The following is an 18802-nucleotide window of genomic DNA, read 5'->3' on the forward strand; positions in this document are numbered from 1 at the left end:
TGCGCGCCACGCTGCAAGCCGAAGCAGGGAGGATGACCGGGGCGACCTGTCGGCTATGGCTCGAGACGGAGGAAACGGTCAATCGCAGACGGTCCGGCCTTGCGCCGCGATTGCCGGATGGGCCGGAGAACAGCCATGTCGGATGCCCTGCGAATTGCCAGAGGCCCCTTCGGGCGCGTGGCACTTCTGGATATGGACCGCCCGCTGGTGCGCCATGCGCACCCCCATTGCCATGTCCTGTTGAAGGTGGAGGGGGCGGACACGCAGTTCCTCGTGCGCGACCGTATCGCCCATCTCACCGACGAAAGCGCGGTTCTCGTCAACGCCTGGGAACCGCACGCCTACGACCACGATCCCACCCGGCCCAAGACGGTGATCCTCGCGCTCTATATCGAGCCGCACTGGCTGGGTCATTTCCGCGCGAACTGGGCGGCGAGCAACGCGCCCGACTTCTTCGAGGAGACGGTCGGCGCCATCACGCCCGGGATCCGGCGGATGGCGGGTCTGCTCGCCGGCGCCATGGTGCACGCCCCCGACGAGACGGCGATGCACGAGGAGCTCCTCGGCCGGCTCATGATCGCCCTCATCGAGCGGTTCACCGCCTGGAAGGCGCTGCCCCATTCCATCAGGAGCCTCGCCGACCGGGGCATGATGGACTACCGGATCCGCAAGGCGGTCCGGCGGATCGAGGCCGTGCCGGGCGAGATACCGGGCATGAACGAGCTCGCGCGCGATGTCGGGCTGTCGCGGGCGCATTTCTTCCGCCTCTTCGAGAGCAATATGGGCGTGAGCCCGCGCATCTACCTGAATGTGCAGCGGCTCGAGCGCGCGGTCGAGCTGGTGGCGGAAGGCGACGAGACCTTCGCCGCCATCGGCGAGCGCCTCGGCTTCTCGGTGCCGGCGCACTTCTCCCGCTTCTTCCACGACCATGCCGGATCCTCGCCCAGCGTCTTCCGCAAGGTCACCCGCCTCAACGCCGAAATTTGAGACTCCTCGGTAAGTCGTAAGACTGGGCGGTATCGCCGTCCCTCCATCCCCGCGGCATGAAGGCGGAAAACGACCGTCCGTGCCGGACGGCGGGGAGGAACCGATGAACCAGACCGCAGATGCGGCGGGCCTTGTCGGGCGTTCCGTTCCGCGCGTGGAGGATGCCGCGCTGCTCACGGGACGGGGCCGCTATCTCGACGACCTGCCGACGAGCCGCAGGACCGCGCACGCGGCGATCCTTCGCTCCCCGCACGGCCATGCCGAGATCCGCTCCATCGACACCGCGAATGCCCGCGCGCTCGACGGCGTCTTCGCGGTGCTCACCGGCGATGACGTCGCGGCTCTCACCAGGAGCCTCACCGTCGGCGTGAAGGCCGATGTGGAATGCTGGCCGATGGCGCGCGACCGCGTGCGCTATGTCGGCGAGCCCGTGGCCATCGTCGTCGCGGAAAACCGCTATGTCGCCGAGGACGCGCTCGACCTGATCGAGGTGGATTACGCCACCCTGCCGGTCGTCATGGACCCTCGGGCCGCGCTCGGCGAGGATGCGGCGCTCCTCCACCCTTCCCTCGGCAGCAACTGCATCAGCGACCGGCGCTTCCGCTACGGCGACCCCGAAACGGCCTTCGCGAAGGCCGTCCACCGGATTTCGGTGGAGATCGCCTATCCGCGCAATTCCTGCACGCCCATCGAGACCTACGGCGTGATCGCCGAATACGACCCCGGCGAGGACGCCTATGACGTGACGGCCAATTTCCAGGGGCCGTTCTCCATCCATGCCGTCATCGCGCGTGCCCTCAAGGTGCCCGGAAACCGCATGCGGCTGCGCACACCGCCCGACTCGGGCGGCTCCTTCGGCGTGAAGCAGGGTGTCTTCGTCTATGTGGTCCTCGCCGCCGTGGCCGCGCGCGTCGCCGGCCGGCCCGTCAAATGGGTGGAGGACCGGCTGGAGCACCTCACTGCCTCGGTGTCGGCGACCAATCGTGTGACGAGGCTCGAGGCGGCGGTCGGGCCCGACGGCGCGATCGCGGCGCTCGCATGGGACCAGATCGAGGATTGCGGGGCGCATCTGCGCGCGCCCGAGCCCGCAACCCTCTATCGCATGCACGGCAACATGACGGGGGCCTATGCCATCGGGAACGTCTCGATCCGCAACCGGGTGGTGCTCACCAACAAGACACCGACCGGCCTCAATCGCGGCTTTGGCGGCCCGCAGGTCTATTTCCCGCTGGAGCGGCTCGTGCACCGGATCGCCGACGAGCTGGGCCTCGACCGGCTCGACGTCATCCGCCGCAATCTCGTGCCGGCCGACGCCTTTCCCTACCGCACGGCAACAGGCGCGCTGCTCGATTCCGGCGATTACCGCTCAGCCCTCGACCGCGCCGCGGAGGAGGGTGGGCTGGAGGATCTCCGCGCCCGGCGCGAGCGGGCCCGCTCGCAGGGCCGGCTCTACGGCATCGGCATGGCCGCGGCGGTCGAGCCGAGCGTGTCGAACATGGGCTACATCACCACCGTCCTGACCCCGGAGGAACGGGCCAAGGCCGGGCCGAAGAACGGGGCGCAGGCGGTTGCCACTGTCGCCATCGATCCGCTCGGCGCGGTGACCGTGAAGGTCGCCTCCGTGCCCCAGGGCCAGGGGCACTGCACGGTGCTCGCCCAGGTCGTCGCCGACCGGCTGGGCCTGCCCATGGAGGCGGTGCGCGTCAATACCGAGCTCGATACGGGGCGCGATGCCTGGTCCATCGCGTCGGGCAACTATTCCAGCCGCTTCGCCGCCGCCGTGGCGGGCACGGCCAGGCTCGCCGCCGACCGGATCCGCGAGCGGCTGGCCGCCATCGCCGCGGGCCAGCTCAATATCGAGGCCGAAGAGGTCGAGTTCCGCGGCGGCCGCGTCTTCGGCCGCGGCAATCCGGACAATTCGGTCTCCTTCGCCCGGGTCGCCGCGGCGAGCCACTGGGCGCCGGCCACGCTGCCCGAGGGGGTCGGTCAGACGATCAGCGAGACCGTGTTCTGGACGCCGGAGGAATTGCAGGCGCCGACGCCGGAGGACGGGGTCAACTCGTCGCTCTGCCACGGCTTCATCTTCGATTTCTGCGGCGTGGAGATCGACCGGGAGACCGGCGAGGTCCGCATCGACAAATACGTCACCATGCACGATTGCGGCCGCGTGCTGCACCCCGCCATGGTCGAGGGGCAGGTGCGCGGCGCCTTCGCCCAGGCGCTCGGTGCGGCGCTCTACGAGGAATATGCCTATGGCGAGGACGGCTCCTTCCTGTCCGGCACGCTCGCCGACTATCTGATGCCGACGGCGATGGAGACGCCGGAGCCGGTCATCCTGCATCACGAGAGCCCGTCGCCGTTCACCCCGCTCGGCGCCAAGGGCGTGGGCGAGGGCAACTGCATGTCCACGCCCGTCTGCATCGCCAATGCGGTGGCCGACGCCACGGGCGCGGCCGATATCGCCCTGCCGCTGTCGCCGGGCCGCGTCGGCGCGCTGGTCTTCGGCGAGGAGACGCCGCCGGCGACCCCGCAAGAGACTCTCGTGCCGGCCGCCGCGCGCCCGGGCGAGCGCGTGCTGACGGGGGAGGGACGGGCGACCGTCTCCGCCCCGCGCGAGGCGGTGTGGCGCATGCTGCTCGATCCCGCCACGCTTGAGGCCATCATCCCCGGCGCGCACGGGGTAGAGAAGGTCGGAGACACCCGCTTCCACGCCGATGTGACGCTGGGCGTGGGCCCGGTGAAGGGGCGCTACAGCGCCGATATCGCGCTCTCCGACATGGTCGAGCCCGAGGCGGTGACGCTGACCGGGCAGACGCGCGGCGCGCTCGGCTTCGGCAACGGCACGGGCCGCATCACGCTCACCGAGGAGGGCGCGCAGACCGTCGTCGCCTATCGCTACGAGGCGAGCATCGGCGGCAAGGTCGCCTCCGTCGGCGGCCGGCTGCTCGACGGGGCGGCACGCGTGGTGATCGGCCAGTTCTTCCAGGCGCTCGCGCGCCATGCCGGCGGCGGCTCCGCGGGCGGCGGTGGCCTGTTCGCCCGCGCGAAGGCGTTCCTGGCATCGCTGTTCGGAGGCCGCGCATGAAACCGGCCGCCTTCGATTTCCTGCGCCCGGACAGCCTGGAGGAGGCGCTCCGGGCCCTGCATGACGGCGGTGGCGACGCCCGCATCATTGCCGGCGGCCAGTCGCTCGTGCCGATGCTGAACATGCGGCTCGCGCGCCCCTGCATGCTCATCGACATCATGCGGCTCGATGCCCTCGCCAACATCGAGGAGAAGGCCGGCGAGGTCGTGATCGGCGCGGGCGTTCGGCAGGCGGCGCTGGAGCGCTGGCCGGAGCTCGCGAGCCGGCTTCCGCTCATTGCGAAGGCCATCGGCTGGATCGGCCATGTCCAGACGCGGGCGCGCGGCACGGTGTGCGGGTCGCTGGCCCATGCCGATCCGAGCGCGGAGCTGCCGCTCGTCCTCGTCGCGCTCGGCGGTTCGGTGCGGCTGCGTACGGCCCGCAAGCGCCGCAGCGTTCCGGCGGATGAGTTCTTCCTCGGCATGATGTCGACCGCGCTCGCCGAGGGCGAGATGATCGAGGCGGCCGCCTTCCCGGTGCCCGCGCCGGGAACGGGCGTGGCCTTCAGGGAGGTCGGGCGCCGGCATGGCGATTTCGCCATCGTGGCCTGCGCGGCTGTCGCGGAAACCGAGGGCATCCATCTCGCAATCTCCGGCGTCGACGACCGCCCGCGCCGGTTTCCCGTTCCCCCGCCCGGCGACGACGGGCTGGACGATGCGCTCAACGAGATCGCCTGGTCGCTCAATGCGCGCGACGACCTCCATGCGAGCGCGCGCTACCGCCGCGAGCTCGTGCGCCGTCTCGGCCGCCGGACCGTCGAGGAGGCCTGCGCATGTCGAAGCTGACCGCCGGCGAGACACATCTCGTCACCTTTCGCCTCAATGGCAGCGAGGTGCGCGTCCGCGCCGAAGGCCGGATGCTGCTCTGCGACCTGCTGCGCCACGAGATCGGCGCGACCGGCACCCATGTGGGCTGCGAGCACGGCGTGTGCGGGGCCTGCACCGTGCAGGTCGACGGCGCGCCGGCACGGTCCTGCCTCATCCTCGCCGCCCAGATCGAGGGCGCGGATGTGCGCACCGTGGAGGCGCTCGCGCCGGAGCCCGCCCGCCTCTCCGCGCTTCAGGAGGCGTTCCGGACCCATCACGGCCTGCAATGCGGCTTCTGCACCCCCGGCATCCTGATGACGCTCGACGCGCTGCTGACGGCGCGGCCCGACGCTGGCGCGGACGAGGTCCGCGAGCACCTGTCCGGACATCTGTGCCGCTGCACCGGCTACGCGACGATCGTGAAGGCTGCGCTGGCAGCCCTGGAGGACGTCAGGAAGGAGCAAAAGGACGATGCTTGATCTGGGGACGAGCTTTCTTGCGAGCGTCAGCCGCGATCCCGACGCGCTCGCCGTGGTCGACGGCGACACGCGGCTGACCTATGCGCAGTGGTATCGCAGGATTTCCGCGCTCGTGGCTGGGCTCGACCGGATGGGGCTGAAGCCCGGCGATCACATTCTCACCGTGATGCAGAACCGCTGGGAGAACGCCTCGCTCCACTGGGCCGCGCAGTTCTCGGGCCTCATCGTGACGCCGCTGAACTGGCGCGCCAAGGGCGACGAGATCGACTACGCCGTCGGCGATGCCGGCGCCAGGGCCGTCTTCCACGAGGAGGTGACGGAGGAGGCGCTCCGCCAGTCCCAGGGCGCGGCGGATCTGCCCTGCGCCGCGGCGGGCGAACTCGCCGCGATCATGGAGGCCGACGCCCCCGACGCCCGGCCGCGCGCCGGGGCGGAGGACTGGTCCTTGATGCTCTACACCTCCGGCACCACCTCGCGCCCCAAGGGCGTGCCGCGCCGCCACCGGGCCGAGCGCGCCGGCGCCGTCGCCCATGTGGCGCAGAACCTCTACAGGCACGGCGAGCGCACGCTCGGCGTGATGCCGCTCTACCACACGATGGGCGTGCGCTCGCTCATCGCCTCCTCGCTGATCGGCGGCGCATTCGTCTGCATGCCGCGCTTCGATGCCGGGCGCGCCGTCGCGCTGATCGAGCGGGAGGCGATCACCAATCTCTATCTCGTCCCGACGCTCTATCACGACATGCTGCACGATCCGGCCTTCTCCCCGGACCGCGTGGCGACCGTCTCCAAGCTCGGTTTCGCCGGGGCGTCCATGACCGACGGTCTCCTGAAGAAACTCCAGGAGGCCTTCCGGCCGGAGCTGTTCGTCAACCATTACGGCTCCTCGGAGATCTATACCTTCACCATCGAGCAGGATGCCGCGGGAAAGCCCGGCTCGGCGGGGCGCGCCGGCATCAACCAGATGATCCGCGTGGTGAAGCTCGACGCCGCCTCGCCCGACGATGTCGCCGGACCCGGCGAGGAGGGCGAGATCGTCGCGCTGCTGGAGGGCGACGAATCCTTCGAGGGCTACTGGAACCGGCCCGACGCCGATGCCAAGGCGCTGCGGCAGGGCTGGTACTTCACCGGGGATACCGGCTTCCTCGACGAGGATGGCGACCTGTTCGTCACGGGCCGTGTCGACGACATGATCATCACCGGCGGGGAGAACGTCTCGCCCGTCGAGGTGGAAAGCTGCCTCTCGCTCCACGACCGCGTGGCCGAGGTCGCCGTGGTCGGCCTGCCGGACGAGCGCTGGGGCAAGATCGTCACGGCCTTCGTCAAGCGCAGCGGCGAGGTCTCCGCGGAAGAGCTCGACGAGCATTGCCGGGCCTCCGGCCTCGCCAATTTCCGCCGCCCGCGCCGCATCGTCTTCGTCGACGAGATTCCCAAATCGCCGGTCGGCAAGGTTCTGCGCCGCATGCTCGTGGCGGGCGACTACCGCCCCGAGGGCGCGGCGACCCCCGGATATCCCCAGAAGGCAGAGTGAAAGGATGCCCTCCATCATGACTGAGACCATGCGTTTCGACGATCCGCGCCTCGCCGAGCTCGACGGCTTCTCCGTGACCGTCGATGCCGAACGCCAGCGCGCGGATATCGTCCTCGACCGGCCGCCCTACAATGTCGTGTCCATGGCCCAGCGCGACCAGCTTCGCCTCGTCTTCGAGGCGCTGGACGGCGACGGCCGCGTGCGCGTGATCGTGGTGTCCGGCACGGGCGCGCATTTCTCCTCCGGCGGCAACATCAGAGGGTTCCTCGAGGCGAGCCCCGAACATGTCGCCCATCTCGCCTGGAACATCGCCGCGCCGGCGCGCTGCTCGAAGCCGGTGATCGCCGCCAATCGCGGCTACTGCTTCGGCGTCGGTTTCGAGCTGTCGCTCGCCTGCGACTTCCGCATCGCCAGCGACACCACGCTCTACGCGCTGCCTGAGCAGAAGCTCGGCCAGATCCCGGGCTCCGGCGGGTCCGCGCGCCTGCAGAAGATGGTCGGCATCACCCGCACGAAGGACATCGTCATGCGGTCGAAGCGGATTACCGGCCAGCAGGCCCATGACTGGGGAATCGCCACCGAGGTGGTCGCCGACGCGGAACTCGAGAGTGCCGTCGACGCCCTGGTGGAAGAGCTCATCGCCTTCTCGCCGCTTGCCCAGCGTACCGCCAAGACACTGCTCAACGACACCGACGACGCCACCCTCTCCGTGGCCATCGAGCTTGAGGGGCACTGCTACAGCCGCCTGCGCTCGTCCGACGATTTCCGCGAGGGCGTGACGGCTTTCCACGAGAAACGCGCGCCGAACTTCACCGGCCGCTGACCGCATGCCCGGCCGGGCGGGGGACCGGCCGGGTCCACCAGGCAGGCGGTGCCGGCGCGGAAATGCCGGCCCTCCCGCCGCTTCAAGGGAGGAAAAGACATGGAAAAACGAACCATCGTGGAAACCGGGCCGGGCATCGCCGCCGGCCTGCGCGACCTGCCCCGGCACCTCAACCTGAAGACGGCCGGCGCCGGGCTCGTCGCGGCCATCTTCGGCTGCTCCGGCCCGGCGCTCATCGTGATCGGCGGTGCCAGGAATGGCGGGCTGACGGACGGCCAGACCGTGGCCTGGCTCTTCGCCATCTATTTTCTCGGCGGGCTCATCAGCATCTTTCTGGCGCTGCGCTACAAGCAACCCATCACGGGCGCCTATTCCATTCCGGGCGCGGCGCTCGTGGCGGGCTCGCTCGCCGCATTCTCGTTCAACGAGGCCATCGGCGCCTTCATCATGGCGGGCGCGATCGTCTTCCTGCTCGGCGTCAGCGGCCTCATCGGCAGGGTCATGCGGTGGCTGCCCATGCCCATCGTCATGGCGATGATCGCGGGCGCGCTCATCCGCTTCGCGACGGGGGCGGTGTCCGCCGTGGGCTCGGCGCCCATCATCGCCGGGGCGGCCATCGTGGCGTTCTTCGTGTCCATGCGCGTCACAAAGACGGTTCCGCCGGTGCTCTCCGCCTTCGTTGTCGGTCTCCTGGCCGCCTTTGCAATGGGCTCCGTCGGCGGGGGCAGCGCGGATATCGCCTTCGTGATGCCGGAATTCACCGCGCCCGCCTTCACGCTCGACGCCTTCCTCGCGATCTCGGTGCCGCTGGCCCTTCTGGTCATCGGCGCGGAGAATGCGCAGGCGACCGGCGTGCTGATGGCGGAGGGGTACCGCCCGCCGATCAACATGATGACGATCGTGTCCGGTATCGGCGGCGTCGCGGCCGGCTTGCTCGGCGGCCACAACGCCAATATCGCGGGCCCCATGACCGCCATCTGCTCGTCCGAACAGGCCGGCGAGAACACGGAGGGACGCTATGCGGCGACCGTCGTCAACGGCATCCTGTTCGGGACCTTCGGGCTGGTGGCCGGCGCCGCCGTGCCGGTGGTTATGTCGCTGCCCGGCGCGCTCATCGGAACGGTTGCGGGGCTTGCCATGATCGGCGTCCTGCTGGCCGCGTTCCAGAATGCCTTCGGCAAGTCGCTCGGCAACCAGACCGGCGCCTTCGTCGCGCTCGCGGTCGCCATGTCGAAACTGTCCCTGCTGGGCATCAGCGCCCCGTTCTGGGCGCTTGTGGCGGGCGTCGCGGTCTCGTTCATCGTCGACCGCAAGGCGCTGCTGGACAGCGAGCGAAAGAGCCTCGCCACGTCCTGATCGGGGCGCAGCGCATCGCAATGCGTGCGGGGCATCGCCGCGGTTCGCCGCTGGCGGTGCCCCGTATCCGCTACCGAGGCCACTCTCATCGGGTCCGGTCGGCCGCCTCCGTTCCGGGCGCACCCGGCCAGTAGTGGGAATCGGGCAGGGCGCGCGGGCCGAACACGGCCTGGCCGACGCGGACGACGGTCGCGCCCTCCTCGATGGCGATCCCGTAGTCGCCGGACATGCCCATGGAGAGCTCCGACAGGACCTCCCCCTGCGGGGCGTCCCGCAGCGCATGGTCCCGGATCTGGCGGAGAATACGGAAGCACCGGCGCACCTCCTCCTCGTCCGGCGTGAAGCGGGCAAGCGTCATGAAGCCCTTCGGGCGCAGCGCGTCGAAGGCGGTGAGCTCTTTCAGGAAGCCCGGGACGTCCGCCGGGGCGAGGCCGAACTTGGAGGCCTCGTTGGAGGTGTTGACCTGCACCAGCACGTCGAGCCCGCGCCCCAGAAACTGGAGGCGCTTCTCCAGCGCCCTGGCGAGCGACAGCCGGTCGAGAGACTGGACTTCCCCGGCAAAGCGCAGCACGTCCTTGACCTTGTTGCTCTGAAGATGGCCGATCATGGCCCAGCGCACGGGCTCGCCGGCAAGCGCCTCCGCCTTCCGGCGGCCCTCCTGCACCTTGTTCTCGCCAAGATCGGTCTGGCCGGCACGGATCGCCTCGCGGACGCGTTCGGGCTCGATGGTCTTGGTGACGAGCACGAGGCGCACGGCGTCGCCGGCGCGTCCCGACCGGAGGCTCGCGGCGCGGATCGTCTCGCGCACATCGTGCAACTTGTCTGCAATGCTCATGTGGCAAATCCCTCGATCCAGTCGGCGAACATGGCACGCGCGGCCTCGCGCAGGCCGGGCCCGAAGCGTGCCGCATCGGCGCGGATCGCGCGCGGGTCGATGCCGCTGGCGGCAAGCTCGCAGGCATGGCCGACGAGCCAGCGCTCAAGGCCGTTGCAGGCGTCGGCTTCCGGGTGGAACTGGAGCGCGAGGACGGTATCGCCGAGCGCGAAGGCCTGGTTCGGGCAGGCGGGCGTCGAGGCGAGGGTCGCCGCGCCCCGGGGCGTCCGGAAACCGTCTCCGTGCCAGTGGAGCACGGGCACGCCGTCGAGATGCCTGAGCGGGCTGTCCCGCCCGGCCTCGGTGAGCGCGAGGGGAGAGAAGCCGATCTCCTTTGCCGCCCCCGGTGCGACCGCCCCGCCGAGCGCCATGGCGATCTGCTGGGCGCCGAGACAGATGCCCAGGAGCGGTTTCCCGGCCTCGAGGCGCCTGGCGATCAGCGCGCGTTCCTCCGCCAGAAAGGGATAGGCGTCGCCGTCGTGAACGCCGACCGGCCCGCCGAGCACGGCCAGAAGCTCCGGCTGGAGCGGATCGAGCGCGGCGAGCCCGCCGTCGCCGATATCGTGATAGCGGATGGCGTAGCCCGCATCCCGGAGCACCGGCTCGACGGTGCCGAGATCCTCGAAATGGATATGGCGAATGGCAAGGACGGTACCGAGCATCGTGGGCGGTTCCCTGAGTGCGGAGGACCGGCGGGCGGATTGCCGGCAGCCTTCGCGCCGTGCAATATCTCTCGACCGGCCTGCCTGAAAGGGCCGGTTTTTGGAAAATGGGTGGGCCGGATGAGGATCGGAGCCGGCAAGGGCAGGCAAGTGACTATCGAGCTCAGGCGGGAGCGGGGCGAGCCCGTCTTCCTTGCGCTCGGGGCCTCCATCGTGGCGGAGATCGAGCGCGGGCGGCTGAGGCCCGGGGACCGGTTGCCCGGCACGCGCGCGCTGGCGCGGGATCTCGGGCTCAACCGCAACACCGTCGATGCCGCCTATCACGAGCTCTCCATGCAGGGCTGGCTCGTCGCGGAGCCTTCGCGCGGTACCTTCGTCGCCTCCGACCTGCCCGATACGGGCGGCTCCGCGCGTCGGCGGCCCCCCGGAACGGAGAGGCGCGAAAGACCGGCGGATTCCGCCCATGCGCCAATGCTCGACCTCACCGACGGCACGCCCGACCCGCGCCTCGTGCCGGTGGCGGAGTTCGCCCGCGCCATCCGCCGTGCGCTGGCCTCGCCGTCCCCCGGCGGGGCGGGGCGATACGGATCGCCGCTCGGCACCCGCGAGCTTCGCGAGGCGCTGGCCGACCATCTCGGCAGCGAGCGGGGGCTTGTCGCCTCGGGCGGGGACGTCCTCGTCACCCGGGGCAGCCAGATGGCGCTCTTCCTCGCAGCCTCCGCGCTCGCCGGGCCGGGCGACGTCATAGCGGCGGAGACCCCCGGCTATCCGCTCGCCTGGGCGGCCTTCCGTGCCGCCGGCGCCCGGGTTGTGGGGGTCGCGGTCGATGGCGGCGGCATCGATCCCGAGGCGCTGGAGGCGCTCGCCCGGCGCGAGAGGCGGCTGAAGGCAGTCTATGTGACGCCGCATCACCAGTATCCGACGACCGTCACCCTCGGCGCCGCGCGCCGGCTGAGGCTCGTCGCGCTCGCCCGCCAATACGGGTTCCACATCGTGGAGGACGACTACGACCACGAATACCGCTTCGATGGCCGGCCCGTCCTGCCGATCGCGGCGCGCACGGCGCCTGGCGGGCCGGTCGTCTATGTGGGCTCGCTGTCGAAACTGCTCACCCCCGGCATCCGGCTCGGCTATGCGCTGGCCGGCCCCGCCATCCTGCAGCGCATGGCGGAGCGGCGCGAGGCCATCGACCGGCAGGGCGACGTGCCGCTGGAGCATGCGCTCGCCAGCCTCATCGCCGACGGCACGCTGCGCCGCCATGCTCGCAAGGCGCGGCGCGTCTATCGCGCGCGTCGGGACCGCATGGCGGCGCTGCTGGCGGAGCGTCTCGGAGACGATGTGCGCTTCACGCTTCCCGCCGGAGGCCTCGCCATCTGGCTGCGGCTCGCCGGCGGCGGGCCGGACGCGGAGCGCTGGTCGGCCCGGGCCGCCGCCCTGGGGCTCTCCGTCACGCCCGGTTCGCGCTTCGCGCTCGAGGCGAGCCACCCGCCGCAGGCCTTCCGCCTCGGCTTCGCGGCCCATGACGACGACGAGCTCGACCGGGCCGTGGACCTCATGGCACGGGCGCGGCCCGGATAGACGGGCGCCACGGTTACGCAAGAATCGTTGCGGCGCGGCACGACCGGTGCAATGGTCTCGCCTCCCGCCCGTTGCCTTACAGCCCGACAGGAAGGCCCGTCTCCCATGGCACTGAAGATCGTACGCCGCCTGATGCCCGACTGGGGCACGACCTACGGGCCGCCGGGCGACGGCCCCTTTCCCGCCGTGATGGTGCTGCACGGGTCGGAGGGGGCGTTCTCCGGCTGGAGTCACCGCAATGCGGTCCTGCTCGCCGCACACGGCTTCCTGGCGTTTCCCTTCGGCTATTCGAAGGGCGGCAACGCCTGGAACGCCGGCAGCATCGCGGAGGTGCCCCTCGACCGGACGGTCGAGGCGCTCAAGGCCCTGCGCGATTTCGCGCCGGTCGCGGGGAAGGTCGGGCTCTACGGTGTCTCGCGCGGGGGCGAGCACGCCCTGCTCGTCGCCTCGCTCATGGCGCGCGACCGCATCGCCGGAGCGCCTGACGCGGTCGCCGCCCACAGCCCCGCCGACGTGGTCTGCGGCGCTTTCGACAGCCGCTATTGGCGCGATGCGGGCGATCCCGGCTGGCAGGCCTGGGACCCGGGCCAGCGGGCATGGACGTGGCGCGGGTCGTCCGACGGTCTCCTGCCCACAACGCCCATAGCGGTCGAGGAGATCGACTGCCCGCTCTTCCTCAGCCACGGAACGGCGGACCGTGTGTGGTCGGTCGAGATGACGCGGCGTCTCGAGGCGCGCCTGAAACGCTGCGGCAAGGAGGCGGAGGTCCATTACTACGAGGGCCAGGATCACATTCCCGGAAGTGCCGGGGAGAACGAGCACCACGAGCATCTGGTCGCGTTCCTCGACCGTACGCTGTCGTGATGCCGCATGTGCGGCGGACGGCATGCGCCGCGGCAACAGGAGCGGTCCGGTCTGGCGCGCGTCCCGCTTAACGCCGCCGGAAAAGCTCACTACACTCCGGCGGGCAAATCTGGAGGGATACCCCCATGTCCAGGGAGATCGGCGGCCCGCTCGCCGACGATATCGTCCGGCGGGTGGAGGAGAGTTTCGCCCGTCAGGGGCTCATGGCGCATCTCGGCGCGTCGCTGGCGGATATCCGTCACGGGCTGGTCTCGATCCGCATGCCCTACAGGCCGGAGCTCACCCAGCAGCATGGCTTCTTCCATGCCGGCGGCACCTCCGCGATTGCCGATTCGGCCGGCGGCTATGCGGGCTTCACCCTGTTCCCGCAGGACAGCTCGGTGCTCACGGTGGAGTTCAAGCTGAACCTCGTGAACCCCGCGCGCGGCGACGCGCTGGAGGCGGTGGGCCGCGTCGCGAAATCGGGGCGCACGCTGACCGTCTGCCAGCTCGAGGTGTTTGCCGAGGCGGATGGCGAGCGCACCCTCGTGGCGCTCGGCCAGCAGACGCTGATGTGCATGCATAGCCGGGCCGACGCCTGATGCCGGGGGCTTGCGGGGAAACCGCCATGCCGCACGCGGCATCCATGCTATAGAGGGTCGCCATCCTGCCGTGCGGCCGCTGTGCCCCGGCGACCACCCGGAAGCCGCTGTCGAGGAAAGGGACGAGGGTCCGTGCGCTGTCTTCTTGTGCAACCCGTTCACGAGGCCGGGTGCCGCCGGCTTGAGGAGGCCGGTATCGAGACACGGCTCGCCGCGGCGCCGGACATGGCGACGGTGATGGGCGAGATCGCCGACTGCGATGCCGCGATCACCCGCGATGCCGGGTTCTCCCGGGCGGCCATGGAGGCCGGCGGGCGGCTGAAGGCGGTCGTCTCCCACGGCGCCGGGTTCGACACCATCGATATCGCCGCGGCGAGCGAGCTTGGCATACTGGTCGCCAACACGCCCGGTGCGAACGCGCAGTCCGTCGCGGAACTGGCGGTCGGCCTGGCGCTCGCCGCGGCGCGGTGGGTGCCGGCTGCAGACCGGGCCGTGCGCGCGGGCGAGACGGGGTTCCGCGAGCACCGCTGCTTCATCGAGCTGTCCGGCAAGACCGCGCTGATCGTCGGCTGGGGCGCCATCGGGCGCGCGACCGCACGGTGCCTGCGTCTGGGTTTTAACATGGAGATCGTGGCGGTCGCGCCGCGCACCCCGGCGGAGCTCCTGGACGCTTGCGGCGCGCGCAAGGCGGAAAGCCTCGCGGACGGCCTCGCCATGGCCGATCTCGTATCGCTGCATGTGCCGCTGAGGCCCGAGACCCGCCACATGATGGACGCGGAGGCTTTCCGCGCGATGAAGTCCGGAGCCATCTTCGTGAACACCGCGCGGGCGGGCCTCGTGGACGAGGATGCGCTCGCCGAGGCGCTCGACGAGGGGCTGGTGGGGGCCGCCGCGCTCGATGTCCACGCGCCCGGCACGATCCTGCGCGGGCGCGACGACGTGATCCTGACCCCCCATCTCGGCGGGTCCACCGAAAGCAGCCTGGAGCGCACGGCGCTCGCGGCCGCCGACTGCGTCGTCGAGGCGCTCGGGGGGCGGGTGCCGGCCACCGCCCTCAATGCCGACAGCCTGGGCGACAGGGGGAGTGGGCCGGAGCCGTAACGATCGGATCGGAGAATGCCTTACCTCCGGCCTGACGGGGACTTCTCGTCGCCGGTCCCCCGCACCGTCTCGGCATTGGCCCGGGCATTGTCCAGATGGTCGCGCATCAGGCGCGATGCGCGGCGCAGATTGCCCGCCTCCAGCGCCGTCAGGATCGCGAGATGCTCGCGGCACCAGTCGGCGATGCGCGGCGCGTTCGTATAGCCGCGATATTCCAGAATCCTCCGCATGTGGTTCTGGTGCTGGATCGCCTGCACGAACATCGGATTGTGCGTCAGCCGCGCGATGGCCTCGTGAAAATTCGCGTCGACCAGGAAGCGCCGCGCCCTGGACGAGCGGCCGAGCGTCTCGTCCTCCAGGAGCGCCTCGTTCTCGCGCCTCAGCCGGTCGAGGACTTCCCCGTCGGGCCGGAAGCTCTCCAGGAGGATCGCGGCGGGTTCCAGGACCCGGCGGAACTCGTAGCTGGCCGTCTGGGCCTGCCAGCTGTCGAGCGTCTTCTCGAAGGTCCAGCCATGGCCGGGACTGCGGGTGATCAGCCCCTCGTCGGCCATCTGCTCCAGAACGCGCCGGATCTGAGCCTGGCTCACATCGTAGCGGCGCACGATCTCCGTCTGGGTGACGGTCTCCGGCAGGCGGCCGGCCAGACGGTCGTCGACGATGCGGACATAGACCTCGTCGTCGCGCGAGATCGGGCCGGACAGCTCCATGGCGTAGAGTTCGTCCGGCTCGCGGTCGACGAAGAAGCCGAGATTCGGAACCGCGCGTACCGCGCCATGGGATTCCAGGACCTTGAGCGCGGCGCGCACCGGCGTGCGCGAGACGCCGAACCGCTCGGCGAGCTGCTGTTCTATGAGATGCGTATCCTTGGCGAGGCCCTCGCTGCGGATCAGGCCCAGCAGACGCTGCGCCAGTTCCAGCCGCCTGCCGGAAACCTTCCTGTCGTTCACGGTGGGCTTTTCCCTACATGTTGCGCCGGACCCCGGCATGCCGTCTTTTCGTTTGTCCATTGCAGTATATTGTATTATCTGCAAGAAAAGAAACAATGTCGGGACAGCATGCCGCGCGCCCGGCGCGATTGACAGGCTCTGGGGAGGCTTCACACAATCCGGCAGTCGCCGAGGGGACGAGAGGGTGAGGTAGGCAGTGGCAGACAAGACATCGAACGCCGGAGGCGGCGCGGGCGCCCATTCGGTATCCATCCGCGACCTTTCGAAATATTACGGCCATCACGCCGCCGTCGACACTGTGTCGCTGACCGTGGGCCAGGGCGAGTTCCTCACGCTGCTCGGGCCGTCGGGGTCGGGCAAGACCACGATCCTCATGTCCATCGCCGGCTTCGTCCAGCCGTCCGGCGGCGACATCATGATCGACGACAGGGTGATCACCCACCTGCCGCCGGACAAGCGCAATTTCGGCATGGTCTTCCAGGGCTATGCGCTGTTTCCCCATCTCACCGTCGCCGACAATGTGGGCTTTCCGCTGCGCGTGCGCGACGTGGCGAAGGACAAGGCCCGCGAGAAGGTCGCCCGCGCGCTCGATCTGGTTCAGATGGGCAAGTTCGCCGACCGCATGCCGAGCCAGCTCTCCGGCGGTCAGCAGCAGCGCGTCGCGCTCGCCCGGGCCATCGTGTTCGAGCCGGATCTCCTGCTGCTCGACGAGCCGCTGTCGGCGCTCGACAAGAAGCTCCGCGCCGATCTCCAGTGGGAGCTGAAGTCGCTGCACAGGAGCCTCGGCGCGACCTTCATCTACGTCACCCACGACCAGGAGGAGGCGCTGTCCATGTCCGACCAGGTCGCGATCCTGCGCGACGGGCGGATCGAGCAGAAGGGCACGCCCACCGAGCTCTACCAGAAGCCGGCCACGCGGTTCGTCGCGGATTTCCTGGGCAAGAGCAACTTTCTCGCCGGCACTGTGGAGCGCGCCGCCGGCGACGACATGGCCTATGCGGTGGACGGCCAGCGCTTCGTGCAGTCGCGCCCCGAGCGTGCGCTCTCGGAGGGCGACAGCATCGTCGTGTCGCTCAGGCCGGAGAAGATCGAGGTGCGCGGCGACGAGCCCGAGATGCCCAATCGCGTGCAGGGACGCATCGAGGCTTTCAACTTCAACGGCTCCAGCTTCGAGCTGCATGTGAAGACAGACGCGCTGGGATCCCTGTCGGTGACGACGCCCACATGGCGCTGCGCGGTGACGCCCGAGATCGGCGGCACGGTCTGGCTCGGCTGGGACCCGGACGCCTCAACCGTGGTGGAGGACCGCTAGGAGGGCGATATCGCGCCCCCATGACGCTCGTCATCGCTCACCGCTCGTGGACGACCTGCCCGTCGACGATCGTCATGTCGACGCGGGTCTCGCGGATCTCCTCGGCCGGGATAGACAGCATGTCGCGGTCGAGCACGGCCATGTCGGCGCATTTGCCCGGGGCGAGCGATCCCTTGACCGTCTCCTCCCGGCCCGACCATGCGCCGAGCAGCGTATAGGCCTTGAGCGCCTCTTCCGCCGTGATCGCCTCGCGCGCGTCGAGGGACTGGCCGGTGTCGGACAACCGATTGACCATGGACCACATGGCCGCGAACGGGTCGGCGCGGCAGACCAGTGCGTCGGAATGGCCCGGCGCGATCACGCCTTCGTCGATCAGCGTGCGATGCGGCCACATATAACGCATCGCGTCGCGGCCGCGATTGGCGATATAGGCGTCGCCCAGATCGTACATGAAGCCCGTGGCGGAGGAATCGATCACGCCGAGCGCCTTGATGCGCGCAAGCTGGCGGGGTGTGACGTAGCAGCAGTGCTCCACGCGCATGCGGTGGTCGTCGGCCGGATGGGCCTGAAGCGCGGCCTCTATGGCGTCGAGCGCGAAGTCGATGCCGCGGTCGCCGACGCCCTCGATCATGACCTGGAGGCCGGCCTTGTGCGCGGCGATGGCGCGGCGCTTCATGTCGTCGGCCTCGTAGAGCAGCATGCCGCGATTGTCGGCCGGCTCGCCGGGTACGGGTGTGCCGATATAGGGCTCGTAATAGGCGGCGGTGCGCCCGCTGGTCGAGCAATCCGGGCACCATTCCACGCCGATGACGCGCAGCCAGTCGTCGCCGAAGCCGGAGCGGATGCCGGCGTCGATGAAGGACTCCACCAGCCCCGGCTCGCGCCCGCTCACGATGATGCCGACGCGCATGGTGAGCAGTGCCTTCGCCCGCATGAGCTGATAGGCGGCGATGCCGGGCCGCGCGGTGAGCGAGTTGTAGACCGAGGTGATGCCGAGCGCGTTCCACTCGCCGAACAGCCCCCGAAGGCCGCTGACATAGGCCTCCAGCGGCGTCTCGTCGAGAATGCGGTTGATGAAGAGATGCGCCGCCGTCTCGCGCACCACGCCGGTCAGCTCGCCCGTCTCGGGGTGATGGTCGAAACAGCCGAATTCGGGGTCGGGCGTGGTCCGGTCGATGCCGAGCGCGGCGAAGGCGGCGGAGTTGGCAAGGCCGATATGGCCGTCGGTGCGCAGGATGAAGAGGGGGCGCCCGCCGGTTGCCTCGTCGAGCTCGGCGAGGGTCGGATAGCCGCCGCTCTTCAGGTCGTTCAGCCGGCACGCGGCGATCCATTCGCCCGTGCTGCCCGTCTCGCCGGCGGCTTGCCGGAGGCGTGCGAGCACGGAGGCGCGGTCTGGCGTCGATTCGGGGCTCAGATCGATCCACAGCCTGCTTCTCACGGCGGCGGTGTCGGGGTGGCAATGCGAGTCCACGATGCCCGGGATCACGGTCCGCCCGCCAAGGTCGAGCCGCCTCGTGCCGGGGCCGGCAAGGCCGGCAATCTCGGCGTCGGGTCCAAGCGCCAGGATACGGCCGCCAAGCGCCGCGAGCGCCTGCGCCCGGGGGCGGTTTTCGTCCATGGTCACGATATTGGCATTGGAGACGATCAGGTCGGCGACGGTCATGGCAAGCGGCTCCGGCGGTCGGGATGGGGACACGTTCGCGATGGCTGGGCCTGCTTGGAATTGAAGCAGGACATGCTGCTTATTTCGGCTTGCTAAAATCCGTTTGGCAAGTTTATT

The 18802-nt window shown here is 70.0% G+C and carries 16 protein-coding genes; 12 read left to right on the forward strand and 4 right to left on the reverse strand.

Annotation, left to right across the window (positions count from 1 at the left end):
• Positions 1 to 135: 135 nt before the first annotated feature.
• The 7 genes from HW532_RS18865 to HW532_RS18895 all read left to right on the forward strand — a co-directional run bounded on the left by HW532_RS18865 (position 136) and on the right by HW532_RS18895 (position 9103).
• Positions 136 to 987, forward strand: coding sequence for a helix-turn-helix transcriptional regulator (locus tag HW532_RS18865; protein ID WP_213161943.1), 852 nt, complete (start codon positions 136 to 138; stop codon positions 985 to 987).
• Positions 988 to 1090: 103 nt separating this feature from the next.
• Positions 1091 to 4072, forward strand: a complete 2982-nt coding sequence (locus HW532_RS18870) for a xanthine dehydrogenase family protein molybdopterin-binding subunit (RefSeq protein WP_213161944.1) — start codon at positions 1091 to 1093, stop codon at positions 4070 to 4072.
• The gene (locus HW532_RS18875; RefSeq protein ID WP_213161945.1) at positions 4069 to 4896 is read left to right on the forward strand and encodes an FAD binding domain-containing protein; all 828 of its coding nucleotides are present in this window, start codon (positions 4069 to 4071) and stop codon (positions 4894 to 4896) included. Before HW532_RS18870 ends, HW532_RS18875 begins: the two co-directional genes overlap by 4 nt.
• Positions 4884 to 5396, forward strand: coding sequence for a (2Fe-2S)-binding protein (locus tag HW532_RS18880; protein WP_213161946.1), 513 nt, complete (start codon positions 4884 to 4886; stop codon positions 5394 to 5396). The genes HW532_RS18875 and HW532_RS18880 overlap by 13 nt, the downstream gene beginning before the upstream one ends.
• On the forward strand, positions 5389 to 6924 hold the full coding sequence (locus HW532_RS18885; protein ID WP_213161947.1) for an AMP-binding protein: 1536 nt from the start codon (positions 5389 to 5391) through the stop codon (positions 6922 to 6924). The genes HW532_RS18880 and HW532_RS18885 overlap by 8 nt, the downstream gene beginning before the upstream one ends.
• A 16-nt stretch (positions 6925 to 6940) precedes the next feature.
• On the forward strand, positions 6941 to 7747 hold the full coding sequence (locus HW532_RS18890; protein ID WP_425491892.1) for an enoyl-CoA hydratase/isomerase family protein: 807 nt from the start codon (positions 6941 to 6943) through the stop codon (positions 7745 to 7747).
• Positions 7748 to 7846: 99 nt separating this feature from the next.
• Complete coding sequence (locus tag HW532_RS18895; protein ID WP_213161949.1) at positions 7847 to 9103, forward strand: benzoate/H(+) symporter BenE family transporter; 1257 nt, start codon at positions 7847 to 7849, stop codon at positions 9101 to 9103.
• A gap of 85 nt (positions 9104 to 9188) precedes the next feature.
• Here the strand turns inward: HW532_RS18895 and HW532_RS18900 are convergent, their stop codons facing one another.
• On the reverse strand, positions 9189 to 9938 hold the full coding sequence (locus HW532_RS18900) for a YggS family pyridoxal phosphate-dependent enzyme (protein ID WP_213161950.1): 750 nt from the start codon (positions 9936 to 9938) through the stop codon (positions 9189 to 9191).
• Positions 9935 to 10639: a glutamine amidotransferase gene (locus HW532_RS18905; RefSeq protein ID WP_213161951.1), complete on the reverse strand. Its 705-nt coding sequence runs from the start codon at positions 10637 to 10639 to the stop codon at positions 9935 to 9937. Before HW532_RS18905 ends, HW532_RS18900 begins: the two co-directional genes overlap by 4 nt.
• Positions 10640 to 10759: 120 nt before the next feature.
• Here HW532_RS18905 and pdxR point away from each other — a divergent pair, with 120 nt between their 5' ends.
• The 4 genes from pdxR to HW532_RS18925 all read left to right on the forward strand — a co-directional run bounded on the left by pdxR (position 10760) and on the right by HW532_RS18925 (position 14763).
• A complete protein-coding gene (gene pdxR / locus HW532_RS18910; protein ID WP_213161952.1) occupies positions 10760 to 12217 on the forward strand; it encodes a MocR-like pyridoxine biosynthesis transcription factor PdxR in 1458 nt (485 codons plus the stop codon).
• 105 nt (positions 12218 to 12322) lie between these two features.
• Positions 12323 to 13081, forward strand: coding sequence for an alpha/beta hydrolase family protein (locus HW532_RS18915; RefSeq protein WP_213161953.1), 759 nt, complete (start codon positions 12323 to 12325; stop codon positions 13079 to 13081).
• 125 nt (positions 13082 to 13206) lie between these two features.
• Positions 13207 to 13662 (forward strand): PaaI family thioesterase, encoded by a 456-nt coding sequence (locus HW532_RS18920; protein WP_213161954.1) that lies wholly within the window; start codon positions 13207 to 13209, stop codon positions 13660 to 13662.
• A gap of 132 nt (positions 13663 to 13794) precedes the next feature.
• The gene (locus tag HW532_RS18925) at positions 13795 to 14763 is read left to right on the forward strand and encodes an NAD(P)-dependent oxidoreductase (protein ID WP_213161955.1); all 969 of its coding nucleotides are present in this window, start codon (positions 13795 to 13797) and stop codon (positions 14761 to 14763) included.
• 20 nt (positions 14764 to 14783) lie between these two features.
• Here the strand turns inward: HW532_RS18925 and HW532_RS18930 are convergent, their stop codons facing one another.
• Positions 14784 to 15710, reverse strand: a complete 927-nt coding sequence (locus HW532_RS18930; RefSeq protein WP_213161956.1) for a GntR family transcriptional regulator — start codon at positions 15708 to 15710, stop codon at positions 14784 to 14786.
• Positions 15711 to 15906: 196 nt separating this feature from the next.
• Between HW532_RS18930 and HW532_RS18935 the strand changes: the two genes are divergently transcribed.
• Entirely contained in the window at positions 15907 to 17022 is a 1116-nt protein-coding gene (locus HW532_RS18935) for an ABC transporter ATP-binding protein (protein ID WP_213161957.1), read from the forward strand.
• Positions 17023 to 17059: 37 nt separating this feature from the next.
• Here the strand turns inward: HW532_RS18935 and HW532_RS18940 are convergent, their stop codons facing one another.
• Positions 17060 to 18685 carry an amidohydrolase gene (locus HW532_RS18940; protein ID WP_213161958.1) on the reverse strand — a complete coding sequence of 542 codons (1626 nt, stop codon included), beginning with the start codon at positions 18683 to 18685 and terminating at the stop codon, positions 17060 to 17062.
• Positions 18686 to 18802 lie beyond the last annotated feature (117 nt).

Origin of the sequence: Kaustia mangrovi, assembly GCF_015482775.1 — a bacterium.
GTDB lineage: Bacteria > Pseudomonadota > Alphaproteobacteria > Rhizobiales > Im1 > Kaustia > Kaustia mangrovi.

Coding starts and splice junctions, on each gene's coding strand:
- HW532_RS18865 (WP_213161943.1), top strand. CDS start 136: ATGTCGGATGCCCTGCGAATTGCCAGAGGCCCCTTCGGGCGCGTGGCA.
- HW532_RS18870 (WP_213161944.1), top strand. CDS start 1,091: ATGAACCAGACCGCAGATGCGGCGGGCCTTGTCGGGCGTTCCGTTCCG.
- HW532_RS18875 (WP_213161945.1), top strand. CDS start 4,069: ATGAAACCGGCCGCCTTCGATTTCCTGCGCCCGGACAGCCTGGAGGAG.
- HW532_RS18880 (WP_213161946.1), top strand. CDS start 4,884: ATGTCGAAGCTGACCGCCGGCGAGACACATCTCGTCACCTTTCGCCTC.
- HW532_RS18885 (WP_213161947.1), top strand. CDS start 5,389: ATGCTTGATCTGGGGACGAGCTTTCTTGCGAGCGTCAGCCGCGATCCC.
- HW532_RS18890 (WP_425491892.1), top strand. CDS start 6,941: ATGACTGAGACCATGCGTTTCGACGATCCGCGCCTCGCCGAGCTCGAC.
- HW532_RS18895 (WP_213161949.1), top strand. CDS start 7,847: ATGGAAAAACGAACCATCGTGGAAACCGGGCCGGGCATCGCCGCCGGC.
- HW532_RS18900 (WP_213161950.1), bottom strand. CDS start 9,938: ATGAGCATTGCAGACAAGTTGCACGATGTGCGCGAGACGATCCGCGCC.
- HW532_RS18905 (WP_213161951.1), bottom strand. CDS start 10,639: ATGCTCGGTACCGTCCTTGCCATTCGCCATATCCATTTCGAGGATCTC.
- pdxR (WP_213161952.1), top strand. CDS start 10,760: ATGAGGATCGGAGCCGGCAAGGGCAGGCAAGTGACTATCGAGCTCAGG.
- HW532_RS18915 (WP_213161953.1), top strand. CDS start 12,323: ATGGCACTGAAGATCGTACGCCGCCTGATGCCCGACTGGGGCACGACC.
- HW532_RS18920 (WP_213161954.1), top strand. CDS start 13,207: ATGTCCAGGGAGATCGGCGGCCCGCTCGCCGACGATATCGTCCGGCGG.
- HW532_RS18940 (WP_213161958.1), bottom strand. CDS start 18,685: ATGACCGTCGCCGACCTGATCGTCTCCAATGCCAATATCGTGACCATG.